Here is a 15,790-nt window from a genome sequence, read left to right on the forward strand (position 1 = left end):
GTACCAGAAAAGAGAGAATTTCACGAGAGGGATTCGAATGCAGGCCCCCGACCACCTGTTCACTGACCTGAATGCCGCGACCATGGCGGGTGAGGCCGCATACGGGCTGATCCACGGGGCCGCGATTGCCGTTCAGGGCGGTCAGATCGCCTGGGTCGGGGCTCAAACGGAATTGCCTGCACAGTATTCGGCGCTGCCCAGAACCTCACTGGAGGGCCGTTTGGTGACGCCAGCACTGATCGACTGCCACACCCATGTGGTGCATGGCGGCCATCGCGCGGCCGAATTCGAAATGCGCCTGAACGGGGCCAGTTATGAACAGGTCGCGCGGGCCGGGGGTGGTATCATATCGACCGTGAAGGCGACACGCGCGGCCAGTGTCGATGACCTGATCGCGCAGGCGCTACCCCGCGTCGACGCGATGCTGGCCGAGGGCGTTTCGGTGATCGAGGTCAAATCGGGCTACGGGTTGGATCACGAAACCGAGTTGACCATGCTGCGCGCTGCTCGTGCCTTGCCTGAACATCGCCCGGTGCGGGTGGTGACCAGTTTCCTGGGTGCCCATGCAGTGCCTGCGGACTATGCCGGCCGGCCCGAGGATTACATCGCCGAAATCTGCATCCCGACCCTGCGTGCCACCCATGCCGAGGGTCTGGTCGATGCGGTGGATGCGTTCTGCGAAGGCATAGCGTTCCTGCCCGACCAGTTGGTGCCCTTGTTCGATGTGGCGCAGCAGCTTGGTCTGCCGATCAAATGCCACGCCGAGCAACTGTCCAATCTGGGTGGTGCAAAGCTGGCCGCTTCATATGGCGCGTTGTCCGCGGACCACATCGAATATCTGGATGAAGACGGCGTTCAGGCCATGGCTGAGGCAGGCACCGTGGGCGTCATCCTGCCCGGAGCGTTCTATACGCTGCGCGAGACACAAGCCCCGCCGATCGACCTGCTGCGCAAATACAATGTGCCGATGGCGCTGGCGACCGATTGCAATCCGGGCTCTGCCCCGATGACGTCTTTGCTGCTGGCGATGAACATGGCCTGCACCCTGTTCCGCATGACACCCGAAGAGGCCTTGCAAGGGGTCACCGCCAACGCCGCCCGCGCGCTGGGTCTGAGCAATTGCGGCCAGATCTCGCCCGGCCTGCGCGCTGATCTTGCGGTCTGGAACGTCTCGCACCCGGCGGAACTCGCCTATCGCATCGGCTTCAACCCGCTTCACGCCCGCATCATCGGAGGTGCGTTTTGACCACGCTGACACTGACACCCGGCGCTGTCTCGCTGGCGCAATTGGAACAGGTTTACCGCGAGGAATGCGCGGTGCGGCTGGACCCGGCCTGCCGCCCCGGTATCGAAGCGGCGCAGGCGCGCATTGCCGAGGCTGCGGCGGGTGAGGCTGCGGTTTACGGGGTCAACACGGGCTTTGGCAAACTGGCCAGCGTCAAGATCGCGGCTGAGGATACCGCGACCCTGCAACGCAATCTTATCCTGTCTCATTGCTGCGGAGTGGGTCCGGCGATCCCGCGCGCGGTCGCGCGGCTGATGATGGTGCTGAAGCTGCTCAGTCTCGGGCGTGGCGCGTCCGGTGTGCGGCTGGAACTGATCGACCTGCTTGAAGCCATGCTCGACAAAGGCGTCACCCCGGTGATCCCGGCGCAGGGCTCGGTGGGCGCTTCGGGCGATCTGGCACCGCTGTCGCACATGGCGGCTGTCATGATGGGCGCGGGTGAAGCCGAATATGGCGGCGAGATGATGCCCGGCCACAAGGCGCTGATCGCCGCTGGTTTGACCCCGGTGGAACTCGGCCCCAAGGAAGGGTTGGCGCTGATTAACGGCACCCAGTTCTCGACCGCTTTTACGCTGGCGGGTCTGTTTGGTGCGTGGCAAGCCGCACAAAGCGCGTTGGTGACTTCGGCGCTGACCACGGATGCGATCATGGGGTCCACGGCCCCATTGCAACCGGAAATCCACACGCTGCGTGGCCATCGCGGCCAGATCGAGGCCGGGGCCACCATGCGCGCCCTGTTGGCCGGGTCGGTGATCCGCGAAAGCCATCGTGAGGGCGACACGCGGGTTCAGGACCCTTATTGCATTCGCTGCCAACCGCAGGTCGTTGGGGCGGCGATGGATGTGCTGCGTCAGGCCGCAACCACGCTGGAGATCGAGGCGAATGCCGCCACCGACAACCCTTTGGTCCTGTCCGGGGCCGGTCTGATCGTCTCAGGCGGCAACTTCCACGCTGAACCGGTGGGCTTTGCCGCCGACATGATCGCACTGGCGGTGGCCGAGATCGGGGCGATTGCCCAACGCCGCATCGCGTTGATTGTGGATCCGGTCCTCAGCTTTGATCTGCCGCCCTTCCTGACGCCCAATCCAGGGCTGAACTCGGGCCTCATGATTGCCGAAGTCACCACGGCCGCGCTGATGAGCGAGAACAAGCATCTGGCCAATCCCTGCGTGACGGATTCGACGCCCACCTCTGCCAATCAGGAGGATCACGTCAGCATGGCCGCTCATGGCGCACGGCGTCTGGGGCAGATGGTGACCAATCTTGAACGCATTCTTGGGGTCGAACTGCTCTGCGCCACGCAAGGCGTCGAATTCCGAGCGCCGCTGCCCACCAGCGAGACCCTGCAGGGCGTGATGGCGCGCCTGCGTGCGGTGGTGCCGCCCTTGGGCGACGACCGCTATACTGCGCCGGATATCGAAGCCGCCTATGCTCTGATTGCCAACGGTGAGATTGCCCATGGCACAGGTATAGACATGCCGGAGCTTGGCGCATGATCGATCCGGTTGAGGTCACGCGGGGCGACAGCCCCATCGTGCTGGGCCTGCCTCATACCGGCACCTATGTTCCGCCCGAGATCGAGGCCAGGTTGAATGACCGGGGCAGGGGGCTGGCCGATACCGACTGGTATATCCATCAGCTTTATGACGGGTTGCTGCCCGGTGCCACAACGGTGCGCGCCACTTTCCATCGTTATGTGATCGACGCCAACCGCGACCCGTCGGGCGTGTCGCTTTACCCCGGACAGAACACCACGACGCTGGTGCCGCTGACGGATTTTGACGGGCAGGATATCTGGGATGATCCGCCGTCCGAGGCAGACATCGCAGAGCGCCGCGCCGCCTTCCACGCGCCTTATCACGCCGCCCTTGAGGCTGAACTGGCGCGGGTCAAGGCGATCCACGGTGTTGCGGTGCTGTATGATTGCCACTCGATCCGCAGTCATATCCCCTTCCTGTTTGACGGAACACTGCCGGACCTGAACCTCGGAACGAATGACGGCACGACCTGCGCGCCCGAGATTGAGGCCATCGCCCATGAGTTTGCGGCCTCATCGCCCTATAGCACAGTGCTGAACGGGCGGTTCAAGGGCGGCTGGACGACCCGCCATTATGGCCGCCCTGCCGAAGGGCTGCGCGCCATTCAGATGGAACTGGCGCAATCCACCTACCTGACCGCCGAGCGCCCGCCGTGGTCCTATGACGAACGCAAAGCCACGCGCCTGCGCCGCTGGCTGAAAGATATACTCGACGCTATCCACGACACCGCATTGGAGCTTGCCCGATGACTGACCCTCGCAAAAACACCCGTGACGTGTACCCGCCCACCGGGCCCGAACTGAACGCCAAAAGCTGGATGACCGAGGCTCCGCTGCGGATGTTGATGAACAACCTGCACCCGGATGTGGCCGAAAACCCGCATGAGCTGGTGGTCTATGGCGGTATTGGCCGCGCGGCGCGGACGTGGAAGGATTTCGACACCATCGTCGCCAGCCTCAAGGATCTGGAAGAGGATGAAACGCTGGTGGTGCAGTCCGGCAAGCCGGTGGCGATTGTGCGGACCCATTCGGATGCGCCTCGGGTGCTGATCGCGAACTCGAATCTGGTGCCGCATTGGGCGAACTGGGATCACTTCAATGAGCTCGATAAAAAGGGTCTGATGATGTACGGCCAGATGACCGCTGGCTCGTGGATCTATATCGGCACGCAGGGCATCGTTCAGGGCACCTACGAGACCTTTGCCGAGGCCGGGCGTCAGCATTATGACGGCGACCTGACCGGCAAGTGGATTCTGACCGGCGGTTTGGGCGGCATGGGCGGCGCGCAGCCTTTGGCGGCGGTCTTTGCCGGGGCCTGCTGTCTGGCGGTCGAGTGCAACCCGGACAGCATTGATTTCCGTCTGCGCACCAGATATCTGGATGAGAAGGCCGAGACGCTGGACGAAGCGTTGGAAATGATCGACCGCTGGACCAAGGCGGGTGAGGCGAAATCGGTCGGCCTGCTGGGCAACGCAGCCGAAATCTTCCCCGAAATCTATCGGCGGATGCAGGAAGGCGGCATGCGCCCCGACATCGTCACCGACCAGACCAGCGCCCATGATCCGGTCAACGGCTATCTGCCATTGGGCTGGACCATGGCGCAGTGGAAGGACAAGCGCGAAAGCGATCCCAAGGCGGTTGAAAAAGCCTCGCGCGTGTCGATGAAGCAACACGTGGCGGCGATGGTCGATTTCTGGAACGCAGGCGTGCCGACGCTGGATTACGGCAACAACATCCGGCAGGTGGCGCAGGATGAGGGGCTGGAAAACGCCTTTGCCTTCCCCGGCTTCGTGCCTGCTTATATCCGCCCGCTGTTCTGTCGTGGCATCGGCCCGTTCCGCTGGTGCGCGCTGTCGGGCGACCCGGAAGATATCTACAAGACCGACGCCAAGATGAAAGAGCTGTTCCCCGAGAACACACATCTGCACAACTGGCTCGACATGGCGCAGGAGCGGATCGCCTTCCAAGGCCTGCCCGCCCGTATCTGCTGGATCGGGTTGGGCGACCGCCATCGCGCCGGTTTGGCGTTCAACGAAATGGTTCGCAACGGCGAATTGAAAGCACCGGTGGTGATCGGGCGCGATCATCTCGACAGTGGTTCGGTTGCCTCGCCCAACCGTGAGACCGAGGCAATGAAAGACGGATCGGACGCCGTCTCCGACTGGCCGCTGCTGAATGCGCTGGTCAACACGGCCTCGGGCGCCACATGGGTCTCGCTACATCACGGCGGCGGCGTTGGCATGGGGTTCAGCCAGCACGCAGGTGTGGTGATTTGCGCTGATGGCACGGATGAGGCCGCAAAACGCCTTGGGCGGGTCCTGTGGAACGATCCGGCCTCGGGTGTCTGGCGGCATGCCGATGCGGGGTACGAGGATGCAAAAGCCTGCGCGCGCGAACACGGGTTGCGGCTGCCGGGCATTCTGGGCTGACACCCTGTTTCTCAATTGCGCACGAGATCGTCACAGAACGACGATGCGTCATATTGGGGTGGTTGGCGTATAGAGTGTTGCGTCAACGTATTTTATCGATAATAACTCCAAAGCAACGCAAGCTGCAGGAAATTTTATAGATAAAATGATCATCCCCCATTCCGGCTGGACCCGCAAAACTGCGCAAGCTGTCTATGACCTTCCGTTGATGGATCTTCTGTTCCGGGCACAAACCGTGCATCGCGAGAACTTTGATCCCAATAAGGTTCAGACCTCAAAGCTGTTGTCGATCAAAACCGGCGGCTGTGCCGAGGATTGCGCCTATTGCTCGCAATCGGCCCGCAACGGCTCGACCCTGCCGGCGTCGAAACTGATCGAGATCCAGCGCGTTCTGGCCGAGGCGAAGAAAGCCAAGGATGGCGGCGCGACGCGGTTCTGCATGGGTGCGGCGTGGCGCGAGCCCAAGCCCCGTGACATGCCTGCACTGGTCGCCATGGTCGAAGGCGTCAAGGCGATGGGCATGGAAACCTGCATGACGTTGGGCATGCTGGATGACACTCAGGTCGTACAACTGCGCGATGCGGGGCTGGACTATTACAACCACAATATCGACACCTCGGAACGCTATTATTCCGAGGTCATCACCACCCGCACCTTCAGCGACCGGATCGACACGATGAACCGGGTGCAGGAAGCCGGGATCAAGGTCTGCTCGGGTGGTATTCTGGGCATGGGTGAGCATTCGGGCGACCGCATCGACATGTTGCTGACGCTGGCCAACATGCAACCCGCACCGGATTCGGTTCCGATCAACATGCTGATGCCGCAGGCCGATACGCCCCTGGCCGATGCCGAGCCGATTGACCCGATTGAGTTTGTGCGGATCATCGCTCTGGCCCGGATCCTGATGCCGAAATCCTATGTGCGTCTGTCCGCCGGTCGCAGCGACATGAGCGATGAGATGCAGGCCATGTGTTTCTTTGCCGGTGCGAACTCGATCTTTGTGGGTGAGACGCTGCTGACGGCCGAAAACCCCGAAGAGGATGTGGATTCGATCCTGTTCGCCAAGCTGGGTATTCAGCCCGAGACGGCAGAAGATCACGCGCAGACGGAAGCTGCCGAATGACAGCAGTCGATCGGCTGGAGTCGATGCTTGGCACGCTGGATGCGCGCCATCGTCGTCGCCATTTGGCGGCGGCGAAAGGGCTGGACTTTGCGTCGAACGACTATCTGGGGCTGGCGAGCTCGCAACTGTTGCGGGACGCCGCGCAGGACGCGGTGGCGCGTGGCGTGCCAGTGGGGTCCACCGGGTCGCGCCTGCTGCGCGGCAACCACCCCGAACACGAAGTGCTGGAGCATGAGGCCGCCGCGTTTTTCGGTGCCGAGGCTGCCCTGTTCATGGGCGGCGGGTTTCAGGCCAATCAGGCGATCTTTTCCACCCTTCCGGCGGCAGATGATCTGGTTCTGCACGACGCGCTGGTCCATGCCAGCGCCCATGAAGGGATGCGCGCCAGCCGCGCGGATCTGCGATCGTTCCGGCACAATGATGCAAGCGATGCCTGGGCGGTGGCTGCAGAATGGCGCGCGGCAGGGGGCACCGGGCAAATCTGGCTGGCCGTCGAAAGTGTCTATTCGATGGAGGGTGATCTTGCCCCGCTATCGGACTTCGCGACCCTTGCAAAGGAGTTCGATGCGGTTCTCGTTGTGGACGAAGCGCACGCCACTGGCGTCTATGGCGCGCACGGAGAAGGTCTGGCGCATGATCTGGACGCGCAACTGTTGACATTGCACACCTGCGGCAAAGGGTTGGGTGTTGCCGGGGGGGTGATCTGCGGACCTCGGGTGATGATCGACGCGTTGATCAACCGCGCACGACCGTTCATCTTCGCAACCGCTCCTTCGCCGCTGAATGCAGCGCTGGTGCGCGCGGCTTTGCAGGCGCTGGTCTCGGACGAAGGGCTGATACAGGCCGCGAAGAACCGCATTCGCCATACGCATTCGGTTGCGCGCCAGCAGGGCGTCGCCGAAACCGCGCTGAACAGCCAGATCATCCCGGTCATTCTGGGCGATGAGGCGCGCACGATGGCTATGGCCTTGGCCCTGCAAGAGCGAGGCTTTGACGTGCGCGGCATCCGCCCGCCCACCGTTCCGCGCGGCACGTCACGCCTGAGGATCTCGATCACCGGCAATGTGGATCATGCCGACATCTCGGCCCTGTTCACCGCGCTGGCCCAACAGCAATCGGAGGCCGCATGAGCGCGCTGATCGTCACCGGCACCGATACGGGTGTCGGCAAAACCGTCTTCTCTGCCGGGCTGACCGCTGCCTTGGGTGCGACATACTGGAAGCCGGTGCAGTCGGGGCTGGAAGACGCGACTGACACCGACATCGTTCGGGACCTGTCCGGTGCCGAGGTTCTGCCCGAGGCGTATCGCCTGAACATGCCCGCCTCGCCCCACCTGTCCGCCGAGGATATGGGGCTGGAAATCGATGCAAAGCGCCTGTCCCTGCCGCAGGTTGACGGGCCCTTGGTTGTCGAAGGGGCAGGGGGCCTGATGGTGCCGCTGAACCGCAAGCTGTTCTATCTGGACCTGATCGCGCAATGGGAGGCCCCGGTTGTACTGGTCGCGCGGACCGCTTTGGGCACGATTAACCACACCACTTTGTCTCTGATGGCGCTGCGAAATGCAGGGTGCCGCGTGGTGGGCGTGGCTTTTGTGGGTGAGCCCGAGCCGGATGTGGAACAGACCATCGTCCAGATGTGCGATGTGCGCCATCTGGGGCGTCTGCCCATGCTGCCCGACCTGTCGCGTGACGCTCTGGCCAACGCATTCCAGGCCATCGATGTCGATGCCATCCGGGGGGCGCTATGACTCCGCTGGATTTTGACGCCCGCCACCTGTGGCACCCCTATACCAACGTGGCCGATCCCGGCCCGATGCACCTGATCGACCGGGCCGAGGGGGTGTATCTGTACCGCGAAGACGGGGCGAAGATGATCGACGCCATGTCCTCATGGTGGTGCGCGATCCATGGGCATAAGCACCCCGATATCACCTCGGCCATGCAGCACCAGCTGGAGAAGATGCCGCATGTGATGTTCGGCGGTCTGACCCATCACCCGGCCATCGATCTGGGGCGCAGGATGGTTGACATGCTGCCCGAGGGGTTGGACCGGATATTCTACTGCGACAGCGGCTCGGTCTCGGTCGAAGTGTCGATGAAAATGGCAGTGCAGTATCAGATGGCGCATGGCCGAACCGGCAAGGTCGAGTTTGCGACCGTGCGGGGCGGCTATCACGGCGACACCTGGAAAGCGATGAGCGTCTGTGACCCGGTCACCGGGATGCATGGGCTGTTCCGAGGTGCCTTGTCGATCCAGCACTTCCTGCCGCGTCCGCATGTGCGGCTGGATGAAGACTGGCCTGAGGATTCGGCGCAAAACGGGCTTGAGCCGTTGGAACGCCTGCTTGACGAAAAGGGCGACCAGCTTGCGGCACTGATCCTTGAACCCGTCGTGCAGGGCACTGGGGGGATGTATTTCTATCACCCCGAATGGCTGCGCGCGGCGCGGGCCTTGTGTGACGCCCACAACGTTCTGATCATCTTTGACGAGATCGCAACCGGCTTTGGCCGCACCGGCAAGTTATTTGCCATCGATCATGCGTGTGTAACACCTGACATCCTGTGTCTGGGCAAAGCGCTGACGGGCGGGCATATTTCGTTCGCGGCGACGGTGACCAGCGAGAAGATCGCCTATGGCATCGGCAACAGCGAGGCGGGCGTGTTCATGCATGGCCCGACCTACATGGCCAACCCGTTGGCCTGTGTCGCGGGTTCGGCCAGCCTTAGCCTTCTGGCCGAAGGTCATTGGACCGGGCAGGTGGCTGCCATCGAAAGCCAGATGCGGGCTGAACTGGAGCCCGCCCGCCACTTGCCGGGCGTCGCAGACGTCAGGGTTTTGGGCGCGATTGGCGTGATCGAGATGAAGGATACGGTTGATCCCCGGATCGCACACCGCCTTGCCCCGCAAACCGGCGTCTGGCTGCGCCCCTTTGCGCGCAACATCTACACGATGCCGCCCTACATCATCTCGGCTGATGAGCTGAGCCGCGTCACGGCGGCCATGGTTGCGCTGGCCGGAGGTGCGCAGTGAAGCATAAGTGGCTGTCACGTTCGAACGGAACCGACCTGACCCTTGTCTTCGGGGGCTGGGCACTTGGGGCTGCGCCTTTTGATGGTCTGACCGATGCGGACAACCTGTTGCTTGTTCAGGATTACACGCAGATCGATGCGCCACTACCGTTGGATGGGTTTGATCGCGTTCGCCTTCTGGCGTTTTCTTTCGGGGTTGTATCGGCAGCGCATTGGCTGGCGCAGACCGGTTTCCGGCCTGACCGGCTGGTTGCTGTCAGCGGGACGTTGAACCCGGCCAGCACCGAATTTGGCATCGCACCCGACCTGATCCGGGCAACGGCGGATAACCTGTCTGACGCGAGTTTCACCAAGTTCTGTCGCCGGGCCGGATTGGTCAGGTCTGTGCCCGCGCTGGACATTGCCGCCGCACGTGACGAACTGCTTGCCGTGATCGATCGGGGCGCGGCCCACGATCCCGGCTTTGACCGCATCTGGATACCTCAGCGGGATCGCGTCATCCCCACCACCGCGCAAGAGGCCGCATGGACGGATCGGTCAGACATTATCCGGCGCGTCGATACCCCTCATGTCCCGTTTGCAGCGGGTCAAAGCTGGGCGGAGTGGTTTGCATGACAGTCCATCTGACAGACAAGGTGCAACGCAGTTTCAGCCGCAGTTTTCACACCTATCACGATGCGGCAAACCAGCAGGCCTGGGTGGCCGAGAAGCTGGTGGACGAGTTACACCGGCTGGGCGCGCCCACTCAGTATCGGGCGGGCTTCGAACTGGGCTGCGGCACCGGTCATCTGAGCCGTTTGTTGCGCGCGCAGTTCTCGGTTGATCATCTGAGCCTGAACGACATCGCCCCGCAGGCCCGCGAAACGGCACATGCGGTGGATGCCGGATTTATCGAAGGTGACGCGCGGCAGGTATCCTGGCCCTCGCATATCGATCTGCTGGTATCTGCCTCGATGATCCAGTGGATGGAGAACCCGGCTGATCTGTTGCGCAAAGCGGCCAAGGCCTTGGCCCCCGGCGGTTGGCTTGCCGTATCCGGTTTTGGCCCGAAACAGTATCAGGAACTGCGGCAAATCGGATCCGCTGCGCAGGCACCGGGCCTGTTTGGGGCGGATGAAATGCGCGCAGCTATCGAAGATGTGCTGATCGTCAAATCCGCGGGTGAGAGTCTGCGGCCCTCCTATTTTGCCAACCCGCGCGACGTGCTGCGACACCTGCGGAACACCGGCGTGAATGGCCGCGCGCAACGTGCCTGGACCAAGTCGACGCTGGCCCGGTTCGAACAGGACTATTGGACGGAATTCGGCGACGGGCAGGGCGTGCCGCTGACCTACCATCCGGTCTGGATCATTGCCCAGAAACGCGAAGGCTAGTCCTTTATCACCAGATCAATTTCGTTCTCGGCCAACATGTCGCGAATGCCCTGCGACGGCTGGGTGTCGGTGAAAAACAGGTTGATCTTCGACGGAACCTCAAGCGTCACGGGGGCCCGTTTGCCCAGTTTTTCGCCATCGGCCACCACCACACGCACCTGAGCGTTGTCGATTGCGATCCGCGCCAGGTTGGCCTCTTGCAAATCATGCAGCATGAAGCCCAGATCGGCGTTTACCGCCCCGACCGACAGGATCGCAAAGCGGACGTTCAATCGCCTGATCAACTCCTGCGCTTCCACCCCGAATGCACCGCCGTCATGGGGGCGTAACTCACCCCCGGCCATGAACACGCGGTTGTTGTTATGCGCGGCCAGCGTGTTGGCCACGACAACTGAATTTGTCACCACAAACAGGTCCTTATGATCCCGAAGGGCCTGCGCCACATAGGCTGTCGTCGACCCGATATCGAGGAACAGGGAATCCCCGTCGCTGATGATCTCGGCGACGGCTTTGGCCAGCTTTTCCTTGGCGTCGACCTTGCTGTCCAACCGGCTTTCCAGCGAAGGTTCCAGCAGGTTTTCGACCAGATGAACGCCGCCATGGACTTTGCGGACGATACTGCGCTCTTCCAGATTGCGCACATTGCGGCGGATGGTTTCCAGCGTCACGCCAAGTTCATTGGCCAGCACGCTGACCCGACAGGATCCGCCCGACCGGAACAGGGCGCGCAAAATCTCATCTTCTCGCTGATTTGTGGTTTTTAGGTTCATTGGGTCCATGGTGATGGCAGTAGTTGGCACTAGGGGTATCACAACTACCACATAAAGCAACGCAATTGCCAGAATTTGCGCGGTTAGGTTTTGATTTGAGAGTAATTGTGTGGCTTAACGTGGTTTTTATTGACACAAAACCCCACAATGTGGTCGTCTTTCAATAATACCACCGATTCACAAAGAAAAACCACGACAGGGAGATGGTATAATGCAACTCAAACTGGGACTTAGCGTATTGGCTTTGGCGGTTGCGGGCGTGACCTCGGCGGGGGCTGTGGAATCCTCGGACCCGATCAAGCTGACGCTGCATGACTGGTCAGGGCAATTGATCAACACCAAGATCATGGGCTCGATCCTGCAAGAGGCGGGGTATAACGTCGAATATGTGCAGGCCGACTACATCGCCCAATTCGCGGGTCTGAAAACCGGCGATCTGCATCTGGCGATGGAGATCTGGGAAACCACCGGGCGCGAGGCGCTGGATGAGGCGACAGCCTCGGGCAATGTGGTCAATGTGGGCGAAACCGGCCTGATGGCGATCGAGGAATGGTGGTATCCGTCCTATATGAAAGACCGCTGCCCCGGCCTGCCCAACTGGGAGGCGCTGAAAGACTGCGCCGAGGAATTTGCCACCGCCGAAACCGCGCCGAACGGGCGCTATGTTGGTGGTCCGGTAACTTGGGGCGGGTTCGATGAAGAACGTGTCGAGGCGCTGGAGCTTGAGTTCGAGGTTGTCCACGCGGGCACCGATGCGGCCCTGTTTGCCGAATTGGAATCCGCCTATCAGCGCGAAGATCCAATCATGCTGTGGGTCTACGTTCCTCATTGGGCACCGGCAAAATACGACGGTGAATTCGTTGAATTCCCGCCGTTTTCCCCGGAATGCTACGCCGATCCGTCCGTGGGGGTGAATCCCGATCTGGCCTATGACTGCGGCAAGCCGCGCGGCCCGATCTGGAAGGCGGCCTGGTCCGGTTTGCAGGAAAAATGGCCGGGTGCCTATGACATCATCGAAGCCTACAGCATCAATAACGATGAGATGAGCGCGATGGTCGGCAAGGCAGATTTGGACGGCGTCGAGATTGATACCGTTGTTGCAGATTGGATGGGGGCCAATAAAGACCGCTGGTCTGGCTGGGTCTCCAAGTAATCTGCATTGGCCGGAGCGGTCACCCTGTTCTCCCCAACCGCTCCGGCTTACCCGGCCTTTCAATCGGACGTCCCAGATGACCCCCAAGACCAAATTGTCCTGCCGTAACGTGTGGAAACTCTACGGTCCGAATGCGGATGCGCTGCTGCGGCAAAATCCGAACCCGTCGGCTGATGACATCCGCAAGGCGGGCGTGATCGGCGCGGTGCGCAACGCCAATATCGACATCGCCGAGGGTGAGATTTTCATCATCATGGGCCTGTCCGGCTCGGGCAAATCCACCTTGGTCCGCTGCCTGTCGCGGCTGATCGAACCCACGGGCGGAGAGGTTCTGTTTGACGATGCCGATCTGCTGCGCGCCAGCGACAAGGAACTGATCGAGATCCGCCGCCACAAGATGGGCATGGTGTTCCAGCATTTCGCCCTGCTGCCGCATCTGACCGTTTTGCAGAACGTGATGTTCCCACTGACCATTCAGGCCACACCCAAGGCTGAGGCCGAGGTCAAAGCCCGCGAAGTGGTCGAACTGGTCGGGCTGAAAGGGCGCGAGGATTATTATCCGCGCGAATTGTCAGGCGGCCAGCAACAGCGCGTCGGCATCGCCCGCTCGCTGGTGACGGAACCGGATCTGTGGTTCTTGGACGAGCCGTTCTCGGCGCTCGATCCGCTGATCCGGCGCGAAATGCAGGATGAGTTTCTGCGCCTGCAGGAGCGGCTGCATAAGACAATCGTCTTCATCACCCACGACTTTGAAGAGGCTGTCCGTCTGGCCGACCGCATCGCCATCATGAAGGACGGAGAGGTGATTCAAATCGCCACGCCAGAAGAGCTGGTGATGCACCCGGCCACTGATTATGTGGCTGAATTTACGAAACATATACCCCGCTCGAAGGTTCTGACCGTTGGCGGCGTGATGGCCGCCGGTGCGGATGGTCAGGGCGACCCGATCCCGCAATCTACCCGCGTCTCGGACGTGGCGGAACGGATCATCGCGGCCGATGCGCCGATCCCGGTTTCAGACGACACCGGCCAGATCGTCGGGGCCATCGACCGCAAGGCCGTGGCGCATGTGCTGTTCGGTGACGGGGACGCCGCATGATCCGCCTGAGCCGCAGCCAGATTACCATCCTGTCGCTCGTGCTGATCACGATCCTGCTGGGCTGGTTCGGCCGCGATCTGGGCAAGGCTCTGGATGCGCGCTGGCTGACCAAGTTCCCCTCGGCCTGGGTGATCCCGTTCAAGACCTATATCTCCTCGGCAATGACCTGGCTGATCGAGGATGCCGCGATTGGCCCGGTCTCGTTCACCGATGTCACCCGCGCCATCGCCTGGCTGATCGAGCAACCCTATAATCTGGTGCTGGCCCTGCTGGCCGATGGGTTTGTCAGCGGTCAGGGCAATGACGCGCAGATCATCCTGCCCGCGATCAGCTGGATCGTGGTGATCACCGCCGTGATTGCCTTGGGTCAGTACTGCCGCGATTGGGGACTGGCCGCGCTGGTCGGGGCCTGTTTCATCTATCTCGCCGTCTTTGGACAATGGGACAGTGCGATGGTGACGCTGGCGTCCGTCCTGATCGCCGTGCCGATTGGCGCAGGCGGAGGGCTGTTGCTGGGCATTCTCGCCTATCGCCATCCGTTGTTCGAAAAGATCATCTCACCCATTCTGGACCTGATGCAGACGATCCCGATCTTTGCCTATCTGGTGCCGATCCTGTTCATGTTCGGCTTTGGTCCGATCTCGGCGCTGGTTGCTACGATCATCTACGCCACCCCGCCGATGGTGCGGATCACGACGCTGGCGCTGAAGGGCGTGGACCCCGAGATTTTGGATTTTGGCCGCATGGCAGGTACAACCCAGCGGCAGCTGATGTGGCGCGTGCTGGTGCCCTCGGCCAGTCACAGCCTGATGGTGGGCGTCAATCAGGTGATTATGCTGACGCTGAACATGGTCATCATCGCCTCGATGATCGGGGCCGGAGGGCTGGGGTTCGACGTCCTCGCCGCGCTGCGCCGTCTGGATATTGGAGCGGGGTTCGAGGCAGGGATTGCCATCGTGGTTCTGGCCATTGCCGTTGATCGACTGAGCCAGGCTTTCGCCGAGCGCATGGGGCAGGTGCATCATGAACAGCTGGGCGCGTGGATCGCGCGCCATCGCCGCACGGTTCTGGTGCTGATCCTGCTGGTGCTGACATGGGTGCTGGGCCAGTTCTCGCCATTGCTGCTGGAATATCCCGAAGGTCAGACCATCACGACGGGCGCGTTCTGGGACAACACGGTCGAATACCTGAACGTCAACTATTTCGACATGTTCGAGGCGATCAAGGTCTTTTTCCTGACGTGGTTCATGATCCCGATCAAGACGGTGCTGCTGGGCATCCCGTGGCCCTGGGCGATCGCGATGCTGACCCTGCTGGGCTGGCACGCAGGCGGCTGGCGGCTGGCGCTGCTCTGCGGTGGCATGGCCTCGCTGATCCTTGTGTCAGGCCTGTGGTCCAAGGCGATGGTGACGGTCTATCTGTGCGGCGCGTCGGTGATTTTGGCGACGTTGATCGGGGTGCCTCTGGGCGTGTTGGCGGCGTTGAACAAACGGGCGGGCGCTGTGATCAACCTGCTGATCGACACGCTGCAAACCCTGCCCAGCTTTGTCTACCTGATCCCCGTTGTGATGTTGTTCCGGGTCGGAGATTTCACTGCGCTGATCGCCATCGTCCTTTATGCGCTGGCCCCGGCGGTGCGCTATGCCGCACACGGAGTGCGTTCCGTCAGTGAGGAGTTGATCGAGGCCGGTCTGGTCTCGGGCTGCACCCGCGCGCAACTGCTGCGCCATATCCGCCTGCCTATGGCACTGCCGGAAATCCTGCTGGGCATCAACCAGACCATCATGCTGGCGCTGTCGATGCTGGTAATCACCGCCCTCGTCGGCACCCGCGATCTGGGGCAAGAGGTCTATATCGCCCTGACCAAGGCCGATACAGGCCGGGGTCTGGTGGCCGGTCTGTCGATTGCCTTCATCGCCATCATCGCTGATCGGCTGATCAACGCCAGCGCCCGTCAGGCCCGCATCCGCTTTGGACTGGAGAGTTGAC

Annotated in this window: 14 protein-coding genes; 13 read left to right on the plus strand and 1 reads right to left on the minus strand. The window is 61.8% G+C overall.

Annotation, left to right across the window (positions count from 1 at the left end; genetic code table 11):
* The first annotated feature begins 37 nt into the window (after positions 1-37).
* The 10 genes from hutI to ACR0LW_RS07140 all read left to right on the plus strand — a co-directional run bounded on the left by hutI (position 38) and on the right by ACR0LW_RS07140 (position 10,779).
* Positions 38-1,246: an imidazolonepropionase gene (gene hutI, locus ACR0LW_RS07095; RefSeq protein ID WP_480882048.1), complete on the plus strand. Its 1,209-nt coding sequence runs from the start codon at positions 38-40 to the stop codon at positions 1,244-1,246.
* Positions 1,243-2,781 (plus strand): histidine ammonia-lyase, encoded by a 1,539-nt coding sequence (hutH, locus tag ACR0LW_RS07100; RefSeq protein ID WP_480882049.1) that lies wholly within the window; start codon positions 1,243-1,245, stop codon positions 2,779-2,781. The genes hutI and hutH overlap by 4 nt, the downstream gene beginning before the upstream one ends.
* A complete protein-coding gene (hutG, locus tag ACR0LW_RS07105) occupies positions 2,778-3,572 on the plus strand; it encodes an N-formylglutamate deformylase (protein WP_480882050.1) in 795 nt (264 codons plus the stop codon). The genes hutH and hutG overlap by 4 nt, the downstream gene beginning before the upstream one ends.
* Positions 3,569-5,251 carry a urocanate hydratase gene (gene hutU, locus ACR0LW_RS07110; protein WP_480882051.1) on the plus strand — a complete coding sequence of 561 codons (1,683 nt, stop codon included), beginning with the start codon at positions 3,569-3,571 and terminating at the stop codon, positions 5,249-5,251. The genes hutG and hutU overlap by 4 nt, the downstream gene beginning before the upstream one ends.
* Before the next feature lie 145 nt (positions 5,252-5,396).
* Entirely contained in the window at positions 5,397-6,377 is a 981-nt protein-coding gene (gene bioB / locus ACR0LW_RS07115; RefSeq protein WP_170453854.1) for a biotin synthase BioB, read from the plus strand.
* Positions 6,374-7,507: an 8-amino-7-oxononanoate synthase gene (locus tag ACR0LW_RS07120; protein ID WP_480882052.1), complete on the plus strand. Its 1,134-nt coding sequence runs from the start codon at positions 6,374-6,376 to the stop codon at positions 7,505-7,507. The genes bioB and ACR0LW_RS07120 overlap by 4 nt, the downstream gene beginning before the upstream one ends.
* A complete protein-coding gene (gene bioD, locus ACR0LW_RS07125; RefSeq protein ID WP_480882053.1) occupies positions 7,504-8,124 on the plus strand; it encodes a dethiobiotin synthase in 621 nt (206 codons plus the stop codon). Before ACR0LW_RS07120 ends, bioD begins: the two co-directional genes overlap by 4 nt.
* The gene (gene bioA / locus ACR0LW_RS07130) at positions 8,121-9,407 is read left to right on the plus strand and encodes an adenosylmethionine--8-amino-7-oxononanoate transaminase (RefSeq protein ID WP_480882054.1); all 1,287 of its coding nucleotides are present in this window, start codon (positions 8,121-8,123) and stop codon (positions 9,405-9,407) included. The genes bioD and bioA overlap by 4 nt, the downstream gene beginning before the upstream one ends.
* On the plus strand, positions 9,404-10,021 hold the full coding sequence (locus ACR0LW_RS07135) for a pimeloyl-ACP methyl esterase BioG family protein (RefSeq protein WP_480873807.1): 618 nt from the start codon (positions 9,404-9,406) through the stop codon (positions 10,019-10,021). Before bioA ends, ACR0LW_RS07135 begins: the two co-directional genes overlap by 4 nt.
* Entirely contained in the window at positions 10,018-10,779 is a 762-nt protein-coding gene (locus ACR0LW_RS07140; protein WP_480882055.1) for a methyltransferase domain-containing protein, read from the plus strand. The genes ACR0LW_RS07135 and ACR0LW_RS07140 overlap by 4 nt, the downstream gene beginning before the upstream one ends.
* Here the strand turns inward: ACR0LW_RS07140 and ACR0LW_RS07145 are convergent.
* On the minus strand, positions 10,776-11,558 hold the full coding sequence (locus ACR0LW_RS07145) for a DeoR/GlpR family DNA-binding transcription regulator (RefSeq protein WP_480882056.1): 783 nt from the start codon (positions 11,556-11,558) through the stop codon (positions 10,776-10,778). The genes ACR0LW_RS07140 and ACR0LW_RS07145 overlap by 4 nt on opposite strands.
* Positions 11,559-11,760: 202 nt before the next feature.
* On the opposite strand from ACR0LW_RS07145, the gene ACR0LW_RS07150 reads away from it, so the two are divergent.
* The 3 genes from ACR0LW_RS07150 to ACR0LW_RS07160 all read left to right on the plus strand — a co-directional run bounded on the left by ACR0LW_RS07150 (position 11,761) and on the right by ACR0LW_RS07160 (position 15,789).
* Positions 11,761-12,702, plus strand: a complete 942-nt coding sequence (locus ACR0LW_RS07150; protein ID WP_480882057.1) for an ABC transporter substrate-binding protein — start codon at positions 11,761-11,763, stop codon at positions 12,700-12,702.
* A 76-nt stretch (positions 12,703-12,778) separates the two neighbouring features.
* Positions 12,779-13,801, plus strand: a complete 1,023-nt coding sequence (locus ACR0LW_RS07155) for a quaternary amine ABC transporter ATP-binding protein (protein ID WP_480781220.1) — start codon at positions 12,779-12,781, stop codon at positions 13,799-13,801.
* The gene (locus ACR0LW_RS07160; protein WP_480882058.1) at positions 13,798-15,789 is read left to right on the plus strand and encodes an ABC transporter permease; all 1,992 of its coding nucleotides are present in this window, start codon (positions 13,798-13,800) and stop codon (positions 15,787-15,789) included. The genes ACR0LW_RS07155 and ACR0LW_RS07160 overlap by 4 nt, the downstream gene beginning before the upstream one ends.
* The last annotated feature ends 1 nt before the right edge of the window (position 15,790 follow it).

The sequence above is a fragment of the Ruegeria sp. N4 genome (assembly GCF_056531425.1).